Source organism: Huintestinicola sp. (assembly GCF_051882455.1).
Taxonomy (GTDB): Bacteria; Bacillota; Clostridia; order Oscillospirales; family Ruminococcaceae; genus Huintestinicola.
Map to the genome: position 1 here is coordinate 72,039 of NZ_JBJERV010000034.1, position 15,763 is coordinate 87,801.

A 15,763-nucleotide genomic window follows, 5' to 3' on the forward strand; every position below is an offset into this window, starting at 1 on the left:
TCAGCTGTCAGCTGTAGACTTTTTCCGCTTTTTGTGCATAGGCTCAGAAGCCTGCGGTCATATTCAGAGCCTTTTCCATCTCTGCCTTGTCGGAAGCATATTCCATAGCAGTCTCGTAGGAGATAACATTTCTCTTGTAGAGTCTTACCAGGTGGTCATGGAAGGTGCACATTCCCTGACGTGCGCCTGCCTGCATTACAGACTCCATCTGAGGTATCTTGTTTGCCCTGATCTGGCTCTTGACTGCGTCTGTTCCGATAAGTATCTCAAGAGCGGCTACACGTCCCTTGCCGTCGGCGGTGGGGATAAGGGTCTGGGATACTACGCCCTGGAACATATTTGCAAGCTGTGATCTTACCTGATCGTGGGAGTGGGGAGGGCAGGCGTCGATGATACGGTCAATGGTCTGAGCGGCACCCGAGGTGTGGAGGGTGGCAAGAACGAGATGTCCCGTTTCCGCTGCGGTCATTGCCAGGGAGATGGTCTCATAGTCTCTCATCTCGCCCACGAGGATAACGTCGGGGTCCTCTCTGAGGGCGCTTCTGAGGGCGTCGCTGAAGGAGCCTACGTCACGTCCTACCTCACGCTGATGAATGGTAGCCTTATCCTGGACATATCTGTACTCCACGGGGTCCTCGATGGTTATGATATGGCAGGCACGGTGTCTGTTTATGTAGTCTACCATTGCGGAAAGAGTGGTGGATTTACCCGAGCCTGTAGGGCCTGTAACGAGGATAAGTCCGCGCTTTTTCTCCGCAAGCTCTGTGAGGACGGCGGGCATTTTAAGATCCTCGAGTGTGGGGATATTATCGTTTAAAAGTCTGATAGCGCAGGCAAGCCTTCCGCTCTGTCTGAACACGTTAACTCTCTGTCTTGCGCCGTTTTCAAGCTCGAAGCTGAAATCGATATCGTTGCCCTGAGTGAGGAGCTGCTCCTGCTCGGCGTTCAGAATGGAAAGAATGGTGCGGTTAACCACTACATCGGAAAGCTCCTTGAATTTTCTCAGCTCGCCGTTGATGCGGACAACGGTAGGCGCGCCTACTGTGAGATGGATATCGGAAGCACCCATTTCTCTGGCTTCCAGAATAAATTCTTCAAAGGTCATTTTTATCGTTCCTTTCTTACTTTATCTTGAACTGGATACCGCTGGCGGAGAGATAGACCTCATTGGACATATTTGCGATACGCTGGTTAACGTTTCCGAGCACCTCTCTGAAAACAGCCTGCTCCTTGTTTTCGGGGGTAACGGAGAAGCCTGTTTCAAGGGTAACAGTTATCATGGTTCCGTCGATCACCATTATCTTGTCATACATATCCGAAACATCGGTAATGATCTTTTTCTCCACAGCCTTCTTTGTCTCCTCGTCCATAGAGGCGATATCCGAGCACATCTCCTTCATTACCTGAGATGCATATGCGGCAAGGTTGTCGAAGATAACGAATTTGTGGTCGGTTATGACATCGGCAGGAGCTGACTTTACTCCCGTTTTGATATCCCACTCAACGTAGTTGTGCTTGTTGCCGTACTCGATACGTCCCATAGTATCGTGGTCCACCTTGTCGGCTACCGAGAGATAGAGGACGTAATCACAGGCTGCAAGATAGCTGACAGCCCATCGGGATTTGCCGCTTGCTGCGCCTCCCGTTACGAGAATTGTTTTTGACATTGACAGATCATTCCTTTCTGTTTGCTTATAAAATAGATTTTCAGTCCTTATAAACCTAACGGGGATAAGAAATTTTATCCTATCCCCATTGAAGTGCTGCCTGAGTCGGTTTTTGCTTTTTAAAAAGCAACTTTTGCTCTTTCATAAAAAAGGCAAATATTGTTTAAAAATATTATACCTTAATTTCGGAAATATGTCAAGGGATTTTATTCCAAAACTATATATCGTTTTATCTGCTCGTAATATCTGCTCTGCTGCTCTTCAAAGAACCGAAGCAGACCTTCGGTATCGCCGTTTACCTGTGCCCTGTGCAGGGCGTGATAGTATCTGAGCTTATCATCATCGGAAATAATTACGGGAATGATATTGCTGTCAAGGCACTGCTTTAAAATTATGGCACGTCCCGTCCTGCCGTTTCCGTCCTGAAAAGGGTGTATGCGCTCGTATTCGGCGTGAAACTCTGCAATATCCGAAAGTCTGCGGCTTCCGCTGTTATATTTGTCAACAAGTCCGCTTATTCTTTCGGGAATATTTTCGGGCAGCTCCGTTTCAATGTCCGAAACGTGGTTTGCCCTGTTTTTAAACTCGCCTACAGGATAGCCGTTTGCGTGATCCTCAAACACTCCCGCTTTAAGCTGATAATGAAAGGTCTTTATCAGCTCGGGGGACAAGGGCTTGTCAAGGCTTTTGATGACCTCATTGAACATTTTGAAATGACCCGTCATTTCCTCAATGTCCTTTGCTCTGAAAACAAAGCTCTCCTCGGATATTATCGTTCCCGTATCGAAAAGGGAAGCGGTCTGCTCGCTTGTCAGGGTGCTGCCCTCTATCTTGTTGGAATTATACGCCATACTTTTCTGAGTGAAAGCATAAACGCCCTTTCTGTCGCCCTTTTGAAACTCGTCTGTAAGCTGTTTTTTAAGCTGTTTAACAAAGCTTTCCATATATCCGCCCCTTTCCCGTGCAGCTTATTCCTTCCTCGGCGGAAGCGCAATAAGAAACTTTATCTTCTTTCCCTCGCTTGCAAACATTCTCTCATGCTCGGTGATGAGATTATCGGGGAGATTTTCGGCGTGAAGGTCTCTTGTAATGTAGGTTATCTCCCAGCCGCACTCTTTAAAGTATTCCACCGAATCCTCAAAAAGCTCGTCGTCATCGGTCTTGAACCGAAGCTCGCCGCCCTGCTTCAGAATGTTCCTGTACTGCTCAAGCTGTCTCGGGTGAGTCAGGCGGCGCTTGTTGTGCTTGCCCCTGTTCCAGGGGTTGCAGAAGTTTATGTAAATGCGGTCAACGGTGTCGTTTTCCGCAAAGAGCTGTGAGATGTTCACGATGTTCATTCTCAGGAGCATTATGTTGTCGTGGGTGCGCTCCACCGCTCCGAACATATTCTCAACCGTTCTCCTGCCCACAGCGAGCATATCCGCCTTGATATCGGCGGCAATGATGTTTATATCCGGATATCTGAGGGCGTGCTGAGCCGCAAAAACGCCCTTGCCGCAGCCAAGCTCAAGATACAGCGGACGGGAATTATCCGCGAATGCCTCGTGCCATCTCCCCTTCATTTCCTCGGCGTTGTCTATGTAATAGGGGCAGGCATCCAGCTCGGGGCGCGCCCACTTTTTTCTTCTTATCCTCATTTATTTTTTCCTTTCAATTTATGGTTATTCTTGCCTTTGCGGTCATTTCCGATACATCTATGGCGCAGACGCAGACACCCTCAAGGTCATTGTCCTCAAAGGCGAATTCAAGCCCCGTCTGGTGCTTCATCAGCAGGGAAAGAGCCTGCTTCTTTTCGGTATTATCGTTTATTACACGTGCCTTTCCCATTGCCATAACGCTTTTGTAATCACTGCTCCAGCCGCAGGCTTTTTCGGCGGCGGTGAGAGTCCCGCCGTTGTCGATCTCTATGAACACATTGGGATTTTGAGCGATGATATCAAGCCGCTTTCCCTCGGGCGCACAGTGGAAAAAGAACACAAAGCCCTTTTCCGTAAGCTCATAGCCGAAATTCAGTGGGGTCACATAGGGGATATTGTCAAGGCACATTCCCAGCCGCATTACCTTACATTCGCCCAGTATTTCCATAATTTTATCCGTATCGGTTATTTCACGGTCTTTTCTTCTCATTGCCTTATCCTCAGTTCCCAGAATGCCACAGCTCCGGCGGCGGCGACATTAAGCGAGTCCACCCCGTGGGACATGGGTATTTTGACGGTATAATCGCAGCTTGCGATAGTTTCCTTTGCAAGCCCGTCTCCCTCTGCGCCCAGCACTATGGCAAGGCGCTGTTCAGCCTTTAATGCGGGGTCGTCTATGCTTACGGAATTATCGCTAAGAGCCATGGCGGCAGTCCTGAAGCCCAGTTCCCTGAGCCTGTCCGTTCCGCCCTCGCTCCAGTCGGCGGGAACATTTCCTATCCTCGTCCAGGGCACCTGCAGGATAGTTCCCATACTCACTCTTACCGCCCTTCTGCAAAGGGGGTCGCAGCAGGAGGGCGTCACAAGAACGGCGTCCATATCAAGCGCTGCCGCAGAACGGAATATTGCACCTATGTTGGTGGAGTCCATTATATTTTCAAGCACGGCAATGCGCCTTGCGCCTTTGCAGATTTCCTCGGGCGGGAGAAGAACGGGTCTTTTCATTGCGCAGAGAACGCCCCTTGTAAGCTCAAAGCCCGCAAGGCTCGCCAGAACGCTTCTTTCGGCGGTATATACGGGGATATCGCCGCAGCGCTCTATTATCGCCCTGCCCTGCCCCTCGATGTGCTTGGGCTCCATAAGCAGGGAAACAGGCTCATAGCCCTCGTTCAGGGCAAGGTCTATCACCTTGGGGCTTTCGGCTATGAATATGCCCTTCTCGGGCTCAAGGCGGTTTCTCAGCTGCGCTTCGGTGAGCTTTGAGAAAACGCTTACGCCCTCCTCGGACAGGTCGGTCACGTGTATGATGTTCGGCATTTATCAAAATCTCCTTCTGAGACATTTTCTATGCTAATTATCCTTTGCTATTATACCATATCAACAATAAAATTGCAAAATATTTTATGCTAATATTTTCAAAACCTGTTGAAATGCACAAATAAATATGTTATAATTATTTCATATATATGACTATTGATGTTTGCATTGCTTTTTACGGGCTGTGCTTATGTCTGAAAGGATCTTTGAAAATATGAGCTATAAAAACGAATTTATTAAATTCATGGCGGACTGCGGAGTGCTCACCTTCGGTGATTTCACTCTCAAGAGCGGCAGAAAGGCTCCCTATTTCATCAATACGGGAAACTACAACACTGGCGCACAGCTTGCCCGTCTGGGCGGCTTCTACGCTGACTGCATAAAGGAAAACGGCATTGAAGCTGAGTGCCTTTTCGGTCCCGCATACAAGGGTATCCCCCTTGCTTCCTGCGCGGCTATGGCGCTGGCTCAGAAATACGATATGGACGTGGGCTTCTGCTTTGACCGAAAGGAGGTCAAGGATCACGGCGAAGGCGGTCTTTTCGTTGGCAGACAGCCCAAGAAGGGCGAAAAGGTGGTCATCATCGAGGACGTTATGACCTCGGGCAAGGCGCTCAAAGAAGTTTATCCCAAGCTCAAGGACGCCGCTGATGTTGACATCACCGCTATGGTAATTACCGTTGACAGAATGGAAAAGGCTCTCGACACCGACCTTTCCGCCGTACAGCAGGCATATAAGGACTACGGCATAAAGGTTTATTCCATCGTTAATATAAACGACATCATCTCCGCCATTGAAGAGGGCGTTATCGGCGGACAGGAATACCTTGAAAAGATGAAGGAATACCGCAGCACCTACGGAGTATGATCAAAGCTTAAAATAAATATTTTCAGAAAGGACTGTCTTACCAATGAGCGTACGTTTAGACCTTACAACCATCGCACCCGAGCTTATGGACGCAGTTATCTACATGGATAACTCCCCCGCATATGCCGCATTCAAAGAGGAGATAGAGGCTATCCTTGCGGATTTCAACGCTACGGGACACCTTTCCTCAAGCTGGAAGGTGGACGAAAAGGAGCTTACCGCAAGATCCGAGGACACTCTTAAAAATATGCACCGCGCATATCTTATCTGGTCCTACAGCGAGGAGAAGAAGAACGGCGCAGACCCTGACTGCTGCTGCCATACAATGGGCAAGCTTTTCTTCAAGTCCCACGCCGAGGCTATCAAGGCTGTAAACGGCGGCGAGGAGACTGTTGCTCCCAAGAATGCCGTTAATGTCATAGAGGGCTTCAAGGCTCAGATAAACTCCGACCCCGCTCTCTTTGAAAGCATAAAGGATTTCTTTAAGAAATACGTTTACGGCTATTTCTTCAACTTCCTTTCCGAGGCTAAGATAATGAAGAAATACGCAGAAATGCTGGCATATCTGGGCGTAATGTCCAACAAGATACCCACAAGCGTTTCCGAGCAGCAGAAAATTCTCCCCAAGATGGCTATCCTTCTTACAAATGACCGCTTCAAGTATTTAAACGGCTTTGTTCCCAAGAGCCTTATGCTTGATATCATCTTCGACAGGATAGAGTTTGCCACCCTTTCCGAAAAGGAAACTGCTCTTGTCAAGGAGAGGATAGTTACCTTTATCACCAACAAGTACAGGACCGACAAGGAGGACGATATCGAGCTTCTGAGCGATGATGTTACCGCTTCCTTTGCTTCGGATTATTTCGCTAAGTACATAAACGTTCCCGAGTTCTGCGAGAACCTTTACCGCAAGTGCGCAAGCGGCGTGAGGACCTTCCTTGACTGCGACCGCGACGATACGGGCGATTACAGCGCAGCAAAGCTCACCGAGCTTACAAGCAATAAGTGCAACACCGATTACAACAGCTTCTACACCACCGAAAAGGCTCCCTGCAACGACACCTCTCTGGGCGGAACAGAGCTTTGCTGGAAATATCCCATCATCTTCAAGGACGCTTCCGACTACTTCTTTGCGCCCGTTTACGAAGAGCTTGTATATCCCGTTCTTGACAAGGATATTTACAAGGTCGTTCCCGAGGGAGAGATACCCTACGGCATCTTCCCCTTTGCGGACGAGGCATTCAAGACCAATGCTATCCGCACCGCTGCAGGCATTACAGATACCTCCCTTTCCGTCAGAAAGGACAGACTTGCTGTTCTCGAGCAGCTCAAGCGTCTCAGCAGCGACAGCTCCACATCTCCGAGAGACAGAAAAATGCTTATGCTTGAGCAGACCCTCTGCCTTGTTTCCGGAAACTGCAGCGAGGCTAAGTACAAGGCTCTCATTACCGAGAATGTCTTCGGCACCGACCTGTACGAGGAATATATCCGCTACAGAATGGATCTCCTTGTGAACAGCGCTCTTACCGGTCTTGAGTCCAAGAAGGTCCTGCTTGACGAGGTAAATAAGATAGGCTGATCTTCCGCTTGACCTTATAAAATAAATGCCCGATGTATCGCCTGTTGATACATCGGGCATTTTTATAGCACAAGATAAATGCAAAACGACTTAGGCTCACCGCACACCACCACATCTGTGATATCCTTTTTCCAGAAAGGTATGATATCATAAACGAAGCCATCAACGATTTTTTTGAGAAGCGGGTCAAAACGCTTTTCATAGCCGTTTTTATTGCAGCCGTGAATGATAAGGCAGAAGCCGTTACGGGAAATGTCAAGCCATTCGCTGTCATTTTCCCAGTTAAGATCTGTTATCCAGTCGTAATAGCCGTCCCAGCTGTGCCCCTTCTGACCTTCAAAAACGGGAAAACGAAAAAGCTCTCCCATAAGGTTAAGATAATCACTTTCGCTGTTTATCCTTTCATAGTCTATCTCGGCTATAAAAACTCCGTCGGGCACTGAGGTTTTTACGCCGCTGACTTCTTCCTCGCTTATGTAATATAATCCGTTTTGCATATGCTTCTCTCCTTGAAGTTTTTCATTCGGGTCAGGTCTGTTCGTCACGCTCACATACTTCCAGATATTCGCAAAGCAGTTCCGACTGAGGATTGAGACGTAAAGCCCTTTCATATTCCTGACAGTCGGGAGGTGCTTGTTCTACATTGATAACAACATTTTTCCGGCTTTCGCCAATGCCGAAAAAACCGGATATGTCAAGGCGCTTTAAGGCTTCTTCCATAGCCCACATTCGTGTGAACCATTCTCTGTCATACAATTCATCATCTGACAATTTGCCTGCCCGTTCGTCAAGTAAACTGCTTGCCTCCGAAAAAAATTCATCATATCCATAAACCGCATATGGTGAATCGGCATAATCCCATTTCCACCAGCTTTTATCTTCTTCTGTTATTTTGTTTTCAATGACAGATTTTTCATATGCTTCATATGACCAAGCCGAAATGTATGGATGAAGTCCCTCATCAAATATAAAAGCAAAATAATAGAAATTTTCTTTATGCTCTTCACGCAAAGAAGTTACAGCGTTTTTGAATGCATTTTCCAATGCTTCAATAAGCTTTTCGTTCTCCATCTGCTGCAAACGCAGGTGTAACTCTCTGATAAAATTTTCCAATACTTCGCTTCGATTTTCATCGTGCATAGCTATAGCTCTCCAAATTCAATTATGGTTTATGATATGCGTATATTATCTTATGTTATTTCAGAAAGAGGATTTTTTACTCCCCTTTAAGAAACTTTATTACCTCCGCCGCATTTGTATCCGGCTTTACCTTGGGCATAGCCTTGATGATATCGCCCTTTTCGTCAATGATGTAGCAGGTGCGGACAACGCCCATGCTCACCTTGCCGTAATTCTTCTTTTCCTGCCATACATCGTATGCCTTTATGGCTTCAAGCTCGGGGTCGGAGAGAAGTATAAAGGGCAGGGAGTATTTTTCCGCAAATTTTCCATGGGAAGCGGCGCTGTCCTTGCTTATGCCCACAACCTCTGCACCCAGAGCTTTTATTTCCTCGTAAGCCGCGCCGAATGCCGCCGCCTGCCTTGAACAGCCGGGGGTGTTGTCCTTGGGGTAAAAATACAGCACAAGCTTCTTTCCCTTGAAATCCTCAAGGGCGTATTCCTTTCCGTCCTTGTCAGTCAGTCTGAAATCGGGAGCCTTTACATTTTCTGTAAGCATAGTCATTCACCTTTCTTATTTTTAACTTTTATTCCTTGAGTGTTCCTGCCTTTGTTGGCATTATCCTCTATAAGCTTTTGTATCTCGGCTTCAGCAGCCTTCACTTCCTCGTAAAATTCCGCAGCGGACACGCGGTATGCCCCGTTTCCGAGAATTATCACCTGCTCCGCTCCGTCCGAGGTGGCAACGCGCACTCTGAAATCCTTCGCCAGCTCGTGGGACACCTTTTCGATGTACATATCCGCAGTTTCCGCCTCCTTGGTGTAGACTACGGAAATGCCGCCTGTTTTTTCCACCTCGCGGTGCTCGCCCTTGACCTTGTATGCGTCAAATACTAAAATGACCTCGCACTTTTTATATCCTCTGTAATTGCAGAGAAGCTGTATCAGCTTGCTTCGGGCAAGGTCAAGGTTATCCGCCGCCGCCTTTTTCAGCTCCTCCCAGGAGAAAATGATGTTGTAGCCGTCCACAAGGAGATAGGTGGGTCCTTTGGGCAGTGGCTTGGGCTTTGATCTTGGAGGCGGCTCGTATTCACGCCTCATCGCCGCACGGGGACTTCGGTCAATTTTCCCGTAGGTGCGCTCGAAAATCGCCATAAGCTCATCATCGTCCGCAGGAACTGACGATACCGTACGGGAAAACGCTTTTTCCGCCGCAGACTCCTCACCCTTGAAGGAAATGCCGCTTTCAAGGTGGGCATAGCTTTTCACCTCGTCCCACTTCACCCCGAAGCCTGCTCCGTGAGCGCAGAAAACGCTGTCGGCGGTGTTTTCAAGGTCGCTGTCGGGGTCATAGGCTATATTTTCTATAACTTCATCGGCATTATGACAGGGGTAATAGCCCTTGAATACGCAGGTAAGCTGCCCCTTGCCCTTGGTATAGCCCGAGACGGATGTGTGGTAATCCGCCATTTCGGAAACGGGTGCGCTGCCCTTGATGACCGTATTTTCCTCCTCGGTCTCGGGAGAGGAAAATTCCGCTCCCATCTGCTGCAGGTCGTTTATCGCCCTGCCCGTAAATTCGCGGGGTATCCGCAGAGTAAAGCTGTAAAACGGCTCAAGGAGCACGCTTTCGGCACACCGCAGTCCCATTCGCACAGCTCTGTATGCCGCCTGCCTGAAATCGCCCCCCTCGGTATGCTTCAGGTGGGCTTTTCCCGTTACAAGGGTTATTTTCATATCCGTTACGGGGGAGCCTGTGAGCACACCTATGTGGGTCTTATCGTGAAGATTTGAGAGAATTAGCCTTTGCCAGTTTCTGTCAAGTATATCCTCGGAGCAGTCGGAGCAGATGACCAGTCCGCTGCCCGGGGGAAGCGGCTCCATAAGCAGATGGACCTCCGCATAATGCCTCAGCGGCTCATAATGACCTATTCCCACAACGGGCGCTGCAATAGTCTCCCTGTAGGCTATGCTGCCGCGGTCGAAGCTGACCTCCGTGCCGAACCTCTCTTTTATCACCGCCGTAAGAATTTCCAGCTGAATTTTGCCCATAAGGCTAACCTGTATCTCACCCGAGCGGGAGTCGAAGCTTACGCGGAGAGTGGGGTCCTCTTCCTCAAGAAGGAGCATATTTTTATACATGGTGTGGACATCAGTACCCTGCGGCAGTACCAGCCTGTAGCTGAGCACGGGTGTGAGCATCGGTGAAGCGCCGTCCTTTTCTGTGCCTATCCCCTGCCCCGCATAGGTCTTTGTAAGCCCTGCGGCGGCAGCGAGAGTGCCTGCAGGAGCGGTATCGGGAGATGTGAATTTCGCTCCCGAATATATCCGAAGTGCTGTGACTTTTTCGCCGTCTATCTCGGAGCGGACTTTAAGACTGCCTCCCGTTATCTTCATATGGGTAAGGCGGAGATTGTTTTCGGTGGTTATCTTATATACCCTTGCCCCGAATTCCTCGCCGTATCCGGGTGCTTTTGCATAGGCGGATATGCCCGAGAGCAGCTCCTTTATTCCCGTCAGCTTCAGCGCAGAGCCAAAATAGCAGGGGAAAACATTCCTGCGGGAAACCGCCTCCCCGATAATTTCATCGGAAATTTCCCCCGTTTCAAGAAAGCTGTTCATCATATCCTCGTCAAGGTCCGCAAGGCTTTCGTAAAAGGGCGACCTGTCCTCTCTCGGCGTAAAATCGGTTATCCTGTCCGAAAGCTTTGCTTTAAGCTCCCTGAGCAGAAAATCCCTGCCGAGAGCAGTTATGTCCATTTTGTTCACGAAAACAAATACGGGGGTATTGTATCTTCCCAGCAGCCGCCAGATGGTCTCCGTATGGCTCTGCACCCCGTCTATGCCGCTTATCACAAGTATTGCGCAGTCAAGGACGGACAAGGCTCTTTCCGTTTCGGCGGAAAAATCCGTATGCCCGGGGGTGTCAAGGAGGGTGTATTCTGCGTCCTCAAGGCGCATTACCGCCTGCTTTGCAAAGACGGTTATGCCGCGGCTCCGCTCTATGGCGTGGGTGTCAAGAAAGGAGTCCCGTTTGTCTACCCGTCCAAGCTTCCGAAGCTCACCGCTTACATAGAGCATCGCTTCGGAAAGGGTGGTCTTTCCCGCATCCACATGGGCGGTCATTCCGATCACAAGTCGTTTCATTTCTTCATTCCTAAACAAATAGTTTTATATTATTATACCACAGCGGGAGATATTCGTCAAGCAAAAAACCGCCGCACAGAAAGCTGTGCGGCGGTTTGGAAAAATCTTATGAAATTACTTGAGAACGATGAGGTAAGGACCGCCTGCTGTTACAGTGAATGTGCAGGAACCGTCAGAAAGTACCTTTGCCTTGTCAACGCCCTTGAGGGAGTTGGAGTTGGGATCGTAGCGGTATACGACTGCAACGCAGCCTGCGCGCTTCTCGGAAAATCTTACGGTAACGCTTGCCTCGGCACCAAAGCTTGTGTAGTCATTGGAAATACCGATCTGAGCCTTGGCAACAGCATTCTTTGTAGCCTTGTTAACAAGCTTCTCGGGGATATAATCGATGTTGTACTTGGTGTAGATGATCATATCCTGTGCCTTATCAACATCCTTGCCGTTGATAGTCCACTTAACTCCGTTGTCAAGAACGCAGGTGATGCTTACATTCTTGCCGTCGAGAGCCTTGAGAACGTCCTTGGAAACAGTGGTGGCACCGTTCATATCTACCTTGATGTTATCGCCCTTGGAAGCTGCGTTGATGTACTTGATAACTGTGCTCCAGCCTGCTTTCTTCTTGTTGCCGTAGATGTAAGGCTCGCCGTCCTCTGCTACCTTGTTGGAGGTAGTTACCTTATTCTTGTTCAGAAGATCGGTGCGGAGAGCATAGTAGGGATCGATGTATCCGTAGTAGCCGTAGTAGTTGGCATATGCATTGCCGTAGTAGTTGTAGGGAACATAGGTGATATCATCGCCCAGAGCTGTTCCGCCTGCTGCCTGTGCAGCCTCGAGGGTGCCGTAGTAGGTTCCGTTGTAATAGTAATAGTAGCCCTGTGTGCTTGTGCTGCCGTAGGGAGAATAGTAGATATCAACGCCTACTGTTCCGCCTGCCTTTACAGCAGCCTCAAGTGAAGGATATGCTACTCCGTTGTAGTAGTACTTGTAGATGGAGCCTGCTGCAGCTGCATTGGGTGTATAAAGATATCCTACGGGGATAACATAGGAAGTAATGCCCTTGGAAGCAGCAAGAGCTGCGGAATAGGTGGTGTAATACTTGCCTGTGTAGGTGCTGTAGTAGTAGCCGTAAGCATAGCCGTTATAGCCATACCAGTAGTCGCCGCCCATGAATGTAACCTTTGTAGCGTCGCCCTTGGAAGCGGCAAGAGCTTCAGCATAGGTGCTGTAGTAAAGACCTGTGTAGGAGCTGTAGTAAAGGTTTGCTGTTGCATTGGGTCCTACATATGTAACATACTTAGCCTGACCGCCTGCTGCAGCGAGAGCCTCGGCATAGGTAGCATAATACTTGCCTGTAAGAGAGCAGTAGTAGCCTGTGCCGTTGTTGTAATAGTTGTTGTTGATATAATATGAGCCTACATAGATCTCAACGGGATTTGCAACGCCTGCTGCTATAGCCTGATCCTTGGTATCGTAATATTTCTTGGTAACGGGGTCATAATACTTGAGCACTGCGCTTGAGGGGATCTTTCCATAGGGAACAGCCTCATAAGCAAACGGGTTATTTCCTGCTGCAGCTGCTGCGTCCATAGGGCTGGAATAGTAAATTCCGTTGTAATAGTAATAATAATCCTGAACTGCGGAAGCGCTGAATGCCATCGCCTGTGTTGCCATCAGGAGAGCTGCGGCAGCGGCGGCAATTGACCTGGTCAGTTTCTTGCTCATTGTAAAATCTCCTTTGCATTTATAATATGTTGATTTGCTAAGAAAAACAGGTACAGATATACTGCACTTATTCTAATCCAAATACATTATATCACATATTTTCTTTGTTGCCAATAGTTTTTTAGACAAAATTTATTACAATTTGGTTACAATTTATTGTTATTATGGATATTTATGCCTTGAATAACGGTTAATTGCAGGTCAACAATATATTTATATAAATTTATATAAAAAATCCGAAAGGCTGTGCTTATATGGAACGTATCGCTTTTTTTGACACAAAGCCCTATGACAGGGAGCATTTTGACAAATTAAACAGAAGCTTTGATATCCACTATTTCGAGGACAAGCTTTCACCCGAGACCGCCGCACTTGCCGACGGGTGCAGGGCTGTATGCGCATTTGTGAATGACTGCCTTGACAGCAGGGTCATCGAAGAGCTGGTAAAAAGAGGCGTGAAGCTGCTGCTCATGCGCTGTGCGGGCTATAACAACATCGACCTGAAATACGCTTCGGGAAAGCTCACTATCCTGCGAGTCCCCGCCTATTCCCCCTATGCGGTGGCAGAGCACGCTATGGCGCTGATACTCCTCCTTAACCGCAAAATTCACAAGTCCTATCTGCGTACAAGAGACTACAATTTCAGCATAAACGGTCTCACAGGCTTCGACCTTCACGGCAAGACCGCGGGGGTCATCGGTACGGGAAAGATAGGTCAGGTTTTTATCGACATCTGCAAGGGCTTCGGTATGAGTGTGCTGGCATATGACCCGTTCCCCAATGAAAAAGCCGCTGCGGAAAAGGGCTTTGAATACACGGACAAGGACAGGCTTTTCTCCGAGAGCGATATCATTTCCCTCCATTGTCCCCTTACAAAGAACACCCGTTATATAATTGACGAGGACAGCCTGCGGAAAATGAAAAGCACTGCTTATATCGTGAACACCTCCAGAGGCAAGCTTATCGACAGCGAGGCGCTTCTCAGGGCACTGCGTGAAAAGCGCATTGCCGCCGCGGGACTTGACGTTTACGAGGAGGAGACCGATGTTTTCTACGAGGACCGCTCGGGGGACATTATCGACGACGAGACCCTTTCCCTGCTTATCTCGATGCCAAATGTGATAATAACCTCCCATCAGGCTTTTCTCACCGAAGAGGCTCTGAACGCCATTGCGCAGGTGACGCTGTCCAATGCGGAGGAGTTTTTCTCGGGGACAGAGAAGTTTACAAACGAGGTCGTTTACGGAATGTAATAGTATAGTATAAAACAGGTATGCCGCAAGGGGGCTCCCCTTTGCAGCATACCTGTTGATCTATGTGTATGAAATTATTCTGCAAGCAGCTTCTCGGCGGAGGCAAGCTTTACGCAGATGCAGAAAAGCTCCATTGCCTTGCGGAGGTCCTCAACGGGAGGATAGGAAGGCGAGAGACGGATATTTCTGTCCTCGGGGTCCTTCTTGTAGGGGAAGGTAGCTCCTGCGCCTGTGAGGACAACGCCGCCCTCCTTGCAGAGCCTTGCGACTTCCTTTGCGCAGCCGCTCAGTGTGTTTACGGAAATGAAGTAGCCGCCCTTGGGAACGTTCCAGCTGAGGATATCAAGGTCACCCAGCTTCTCGGAAAGCATCTTGATCACCATATCGAACTTGGGCGCAAGGATAGCCTTGTGCTTTTCCATATATGCCTTCAGACCCTCTGCGTCCTTGAAATAACGGACGTGACGGAGCTGATTTACCTTGTCGTAGCTGATGTTCTGCATACCCAGAAGCTTTGTTATCTGAGCGATGTTGTTCTCGGAGGCAGCCATTACCGCAACGCCTGCGCCGGGGAAGGTTATCTTTGAGGTGGAGGCAAACTCGAATATCATATCCTCATTGCCGCACTTCTTAGCCTCGTCAAAGATGTTGAGAATGCTGTCGTGGTCGTCCTTGAGGTGGTGTATGCAGTATGCGTTGTCCCAGAAGATACGGAAATCCTCTGCGGCGGGCTTTAATGCGGCAAAGCGCTTAACGGTCTCATCGGAATAGGTGTAGCCGTCGGGGTTTGAGTACATGGGAACGCACCAGATGCCCTTGATCTCGGGGTCGGAAGAAACCAGCTTCTCAACCATATCCATATCGGGGCCTGCGGGGGTCATGGGAACGTTTATCATCTCAACGCCGAAGGTCTCGGTGATGGAGAAGTGGCGGTCATAGCCGGGAACGGGGCATAAAAATTTGACCTTATCGCACTTGCCCCAGGGCTTCTTGCTGCCGTAAACGCCGAACTGCATTGCTCTTGCAACGGAATCGTACATAAGGGTAAGGCTGGAGTTGCCGCCAACGATAATGTTTGCGGGAGTCACGCCCAGAAGATCGGCAAAGAGCTTCTTAGCTTCGGAAATGCCTGTAAGGAAGCCGTAGTTGCGAACATCAACGCCGTCAGCGTCGGTAAGGCATGACTTGCTGTTTAAAACGTCGAGCATGGGCATACTGAGCTCAAGCTGCTCTGCGCAGGGCTTTCCTCTGGACATATCGAGCTTTAAGCCCTGAGCCTTGAAAGCCTCGTATTCCTTTTTGCACTCGTCTCTGAAGGCTTCAAGCTGAGCCTTGTTCATATCCTTTAATGACATAATAAAACTCCTTTCGTGAGAGTTTTGTGGTTTCCGTAAGGAAATTTCGGACGAAGTCCGAAAAACAAAACTCGGTTTGAAAATCTCTGATTTTCAAAC

15 protein-coding genes are annotated in these 15,763 nt (G+C 48.8%); 3 read left to right on the plus strand and 12 right to left on the minus strand.

Annotation, left to right across the window (positions count from 1 at the left end; translation table 11 throughout):
* Positions 1 to 43: 43 nt before the first annotated feature.
* The 6 genes from ACI4J0_RS05195 to ACI4J0_RS05220 form a co-directional block, all read right to left on the minus strand.
* On the minus strand, positions 44 to 1,105 hold the full coding sequence (locus ACI4J0_RS05195; protein WP_439764751.1) for a type IV pilus twitching motility protein PilT: 1,062 nt from the start codon (positions 1,103 to 1,105) through the stop codon (positions 44 to 46).
* A gap of 16 nt (positions 1,106 to 1,121) precedes the next feature.
* Entirely contained in the window at positions 1,122 to 1,667 is a 546-nt protein-coding gene (locus ACI4J0_RS05200) for a bifunctional adenosylcobinamide kinase/adenosylcobinamide-phosphate guanylyltransferase (RefSeq protein ID WP_439764752.1), read from the minus strand.
* 206 nt (positions 1,668 to 1,873) lie between these two features.
* Positions 1,874 to 2,611: a Fic family protein gene (locus ACI4J0_RS05205; protein WP_439764753.1), complete on the minus strand. Its 738-nt coding sequence runs from the start codon at positions 2,609 to 2,611 to the stop codon at positions 1,874 to 1,876.
* A gap of 24 nt (positions 2,612 to 2,635) precedes the next feature.
* Positions 2,636 to 3,304 (minus strand): tRNA (guanosine(46)-N7)-methyltransferase TrmB, encoded by a 669-nt coding sequence (gene trmB / locus ACI4J0_RS05210; protein ID WP_439764754.1) that lies wholly within the window; start codon positions 3,302 to 3,304, stop codon positions 2,636 to 2,638.
* Between the two features lie 13 nt (positions 3,305 to 3,317).
* The gene (locus ACI4J0_RS05215) at positions 3,318 to 3,794 is read right to left on the minus strand and encodes a pyridoxamine 5'-phosphate oxidase family protein (protein WP_439764755.1); all 477 of its coding nucleotides are present in this window, start codon (positions 3,792 to 3,794) and stop codon (positions 3,318 to 3,320) included.
* Positions 3,791 to 4,621 carry a TrmH family RNA methyltransferase gene (locus ACI4J0_RS05220; RefSeq protein WP_439764756.1) on the minus strand — a complete coding sequence of 277 codons (831 nt, stop codon included), beginning with the start codon at positions 4,619 to 4,621 and terminating at the stop codon, positions 3,791 to 3,793. The genes ACI4J0_RS05215 and ACI4J0_RS05220 overlap by 4 nt, the downstream gene beginning before the upstream one ends.
* A 214-nt stretch (positions 4,622 to 4,835) precedes the next feature.
* Between ACI4J0_RS05220 and pyrE the strand changes: the two genes are divergently transcribed.
* Together pyrE and ACI4J0_RS05230 are read left to right on the plus strand one after the other, a co-directional pair.
* Positions 4,836 to 5,489: an orotate phosphoribosyltransferase gene (gene pyrE / locus ACI4J0_RS05225; protein ID WP_439764757.1), complete on the plus strand. Its 654-nt coding sequence runs from the start codon at positions 4,836 to 4,838 to the stop codon at positions 5,487 to 5,489.
* Between the two features lie 43 nt (positions 5,490 to 5,532).
* Positions 5,533 to 7,068 (plus strand): hypothetical protein, encoded by a 1,536-nt coding sequence (locus ACI4J0_RS05230; RefSeq protein WP_439764758.1) that lies wholly within the window; start codon positions 5,533 to 5,535, stop codon positions 7,066 to 7,068.
* 62 nt (positions 7,069 to 7,130) lie between these two features.
* On the opposite strand, the gene ACI4J0_RS05235 is transcribed toward ACI4J0_RS05230, so the two are convergent.
* The 5 genes from ACI4J0_RS05235 to ACI4J0_RS05255 all read right to left on the minus strand — a co-directional run bounded on the left by ACI4J0_RS05235 (position 7,131) and on the right by ACI4J0_RS05255 (position 13,056).
* Entirely contained in the window at positions 7,131 to 7,565 is a 435-nt protein-coding gene (locus ACI4J0_RS05235; RefSeq protein WP_439764759.1) for a hypothetical protein, read from the minus strand.
* A gap of 31 nt (positions 7,566 to 7,596) precedes the next feature.
* Positions 7,597 to 8,208: a DUF4303 domain-containing protein gene (locus tag ACI4J0_RS05240; protein ID WP_439764760.1), complete on the minus strand. Its 612-nt coding sequence runs from the start codon at positions 8,206 to 8,208 to the stop codon at positions 7,597 to 7,599.
* A gap of 76 nt (positions 8,209 to 8,284) precedes the next feature.
* Positions 8,285 to 8,746 (minus strand): peroxiredoxin, encoded by a 462-nt coding sequence (locus ACI4J0_RS05245; protein WP_439764761.1) that lies wholly within the window; start codon positions 8,744 to 8,746, stop codon positions 8,285 to 8,287.
* A 2-nt stretch (positions 8,747 to 8,748) separates the two neighbouring features.
* Positions 8,749 to 11,334 (minus strand): NYN domain-containing protein, encoded by a 2,586-nt coding sequence (locus ACI4J0_RS05250; protein WP_439764762.1) that lies wholly within the window; start codon positions 11,332 to 11,334, stop codon positions 8,749 to 8,751.
* Between the two features lie 114 nt (positions 11,335 to 11,448).
* Positions 11,449 to 13,056, minus strand: coding sequence for a hypothetical protein (locus ACI4J0_RS05255; RefSeq protein ID WP_439764763.1), 1,608 nt, complete (start codon positions 13,054 to 13,056; stop codon positions 11,449 to 11,451).
* A gap of 254 nt (positions 13,057 to 13,310) precedes the next feature.
* Here ACI4J0_RS05255 and ACI4J0_RS05260 point away from each other — a divergent pair, with 254 nt between their 5' ends.
* A complete protein-coding gene (locus ACI4J0_RS05260; protein WP_439764764.1) occupies positions 13,311 to 14,309 on the plus strand; it encodes a 2-hydroxyacid dehydrogenase in 999 nt (332 codons plus the stop codon).
* Positions 14,310 to 14,383: 74 nt separating this feature from the next.
* Here the strand turns inward: ACI4J0_RS05260 and ACI4J0_RS05265 are convergent, their stop codons facing one another.
* Positions 14,384 to 15,667 (minus strand): aminotransferase, encoded by a 1,284-nt coding sequence (locus tag ACI4J0_RS05265; RefSeq protein ID WP_439764779.1) that lies wholly within the window; start codon positions 15,665 to 15,667, stop codon positions 14,384 to 14,386.
* Positions 15,668 to 15,763: the final 96 nt, after the last annotated feature.

What these genes read in the sequence shown, in the direction of transcription:
- ACI4J0_RS05205 (WP_439764753.1), bottom strand. Translation starts at nt 2,611, where the DNA reads ATGGAAAGCTTTGTTAAACAGCTTAAAAAACAGCTTACAGACGAGTTT.
- trmB (WP_439764754.1), bottom strand. Translation starts at nt 3,304, where the DNA reads ATGAGGATAAGAAGAAAAAAGTGGGCGCGCCCCGAGCTGGATGCCTGC.
- ACI4J0_RS05260 (WP_439764764.1), top strand. Translation starts at nt 13,311, where the DNA reads ATGGAACGTATCGCTTTTTTTGACACAAAGCCCTATGACAGGGAGCAT.
- ACI4J0_RS05245 (WP_439764761.1), bottom strand. Translation starts at nt 8,746, where the DNA reads ATGCTTACAGAAAATGTAAAGGCTCCCGATTTCAGACTGACTGACAAG.
- ACI4J0_RS05255 (WP_439764763.1), bottom strand. Translation starts at nt 13,056, where the DNA reads ATGAGCAAGAAACTGACCAGGTCAATTGCCGCCGCTGCCGCAGCTCTC.
- ACI4J0_RS05215 (WP_439764755.1), bottom strand. Translation starts at nt 3,794, where the DNA reads ATGAGAAGAAAAGACCGTGAAATAACCGATACGGATAAAATTATGGAA.
- pyrE (WP_439764757.1), top strand. Translation starts at nt 4,836, where the DNA reads ATGAGCTATAAAAACGAATTTATTAAATTCATGGCGGACTGCGGAGTG.
- ACI4J0_RS05195 (WP_439764751.1), bottom strand. Translation starts at nt 1,105, where the DNA reads ATGACCTTTGAAGAATTTATTCTGGAAGCCAGAGAAATGGGTGCTTCC.
- ACI4J0_RS05220 (WP_439764756.1), bottom strand. Translation starts at nt 4,621, where the DNA reads ATGCCGAACATCATACACGTGACCGACCTGTCCGAGGAGGGCGTAAGC.
- ACI4J0_RS05250 (WP_439764762.1), bottom strand. Translation starts at nt 11,334, where the DNA reads ATGAAACGACTTGTGATCGGAATGACCGCCCATGTGGATGCGGGAAAG.
- ACI4J0_RS05235 (WP_439764759.1), bottom strand. Translation starts at nt 7,565, where the DNA reads ATGCAAAACGGATTATATTACATAAGCGAGGAAGAAGTCAGCGGCGTA.
- ACI4J0_RS05200 (WP_439764752.1), bottom strand. Translation starts at nt 1,667, where the DNA reads ATGTCAAAAACAATTCTCGTAACGGGAGGCGCAGCAAGCGGCAAATCC.
- ACI4J0_RS05240 (WP_439764760.1), bottom strand. Translation starts at nt 8,208, where the DNA reads ATGCACGATGAAAATCGAAGCGAAGTATTGGAAAATTTTATCAGAGAG.
- ACI4J0_RS05230 (WP_439764758.1), top strand. Translation starts at nt 5,533, where the DNA reads ATGAGCGTACGTTTAGACCTTACAACCATCGCACCCGAGCTTATGGAC.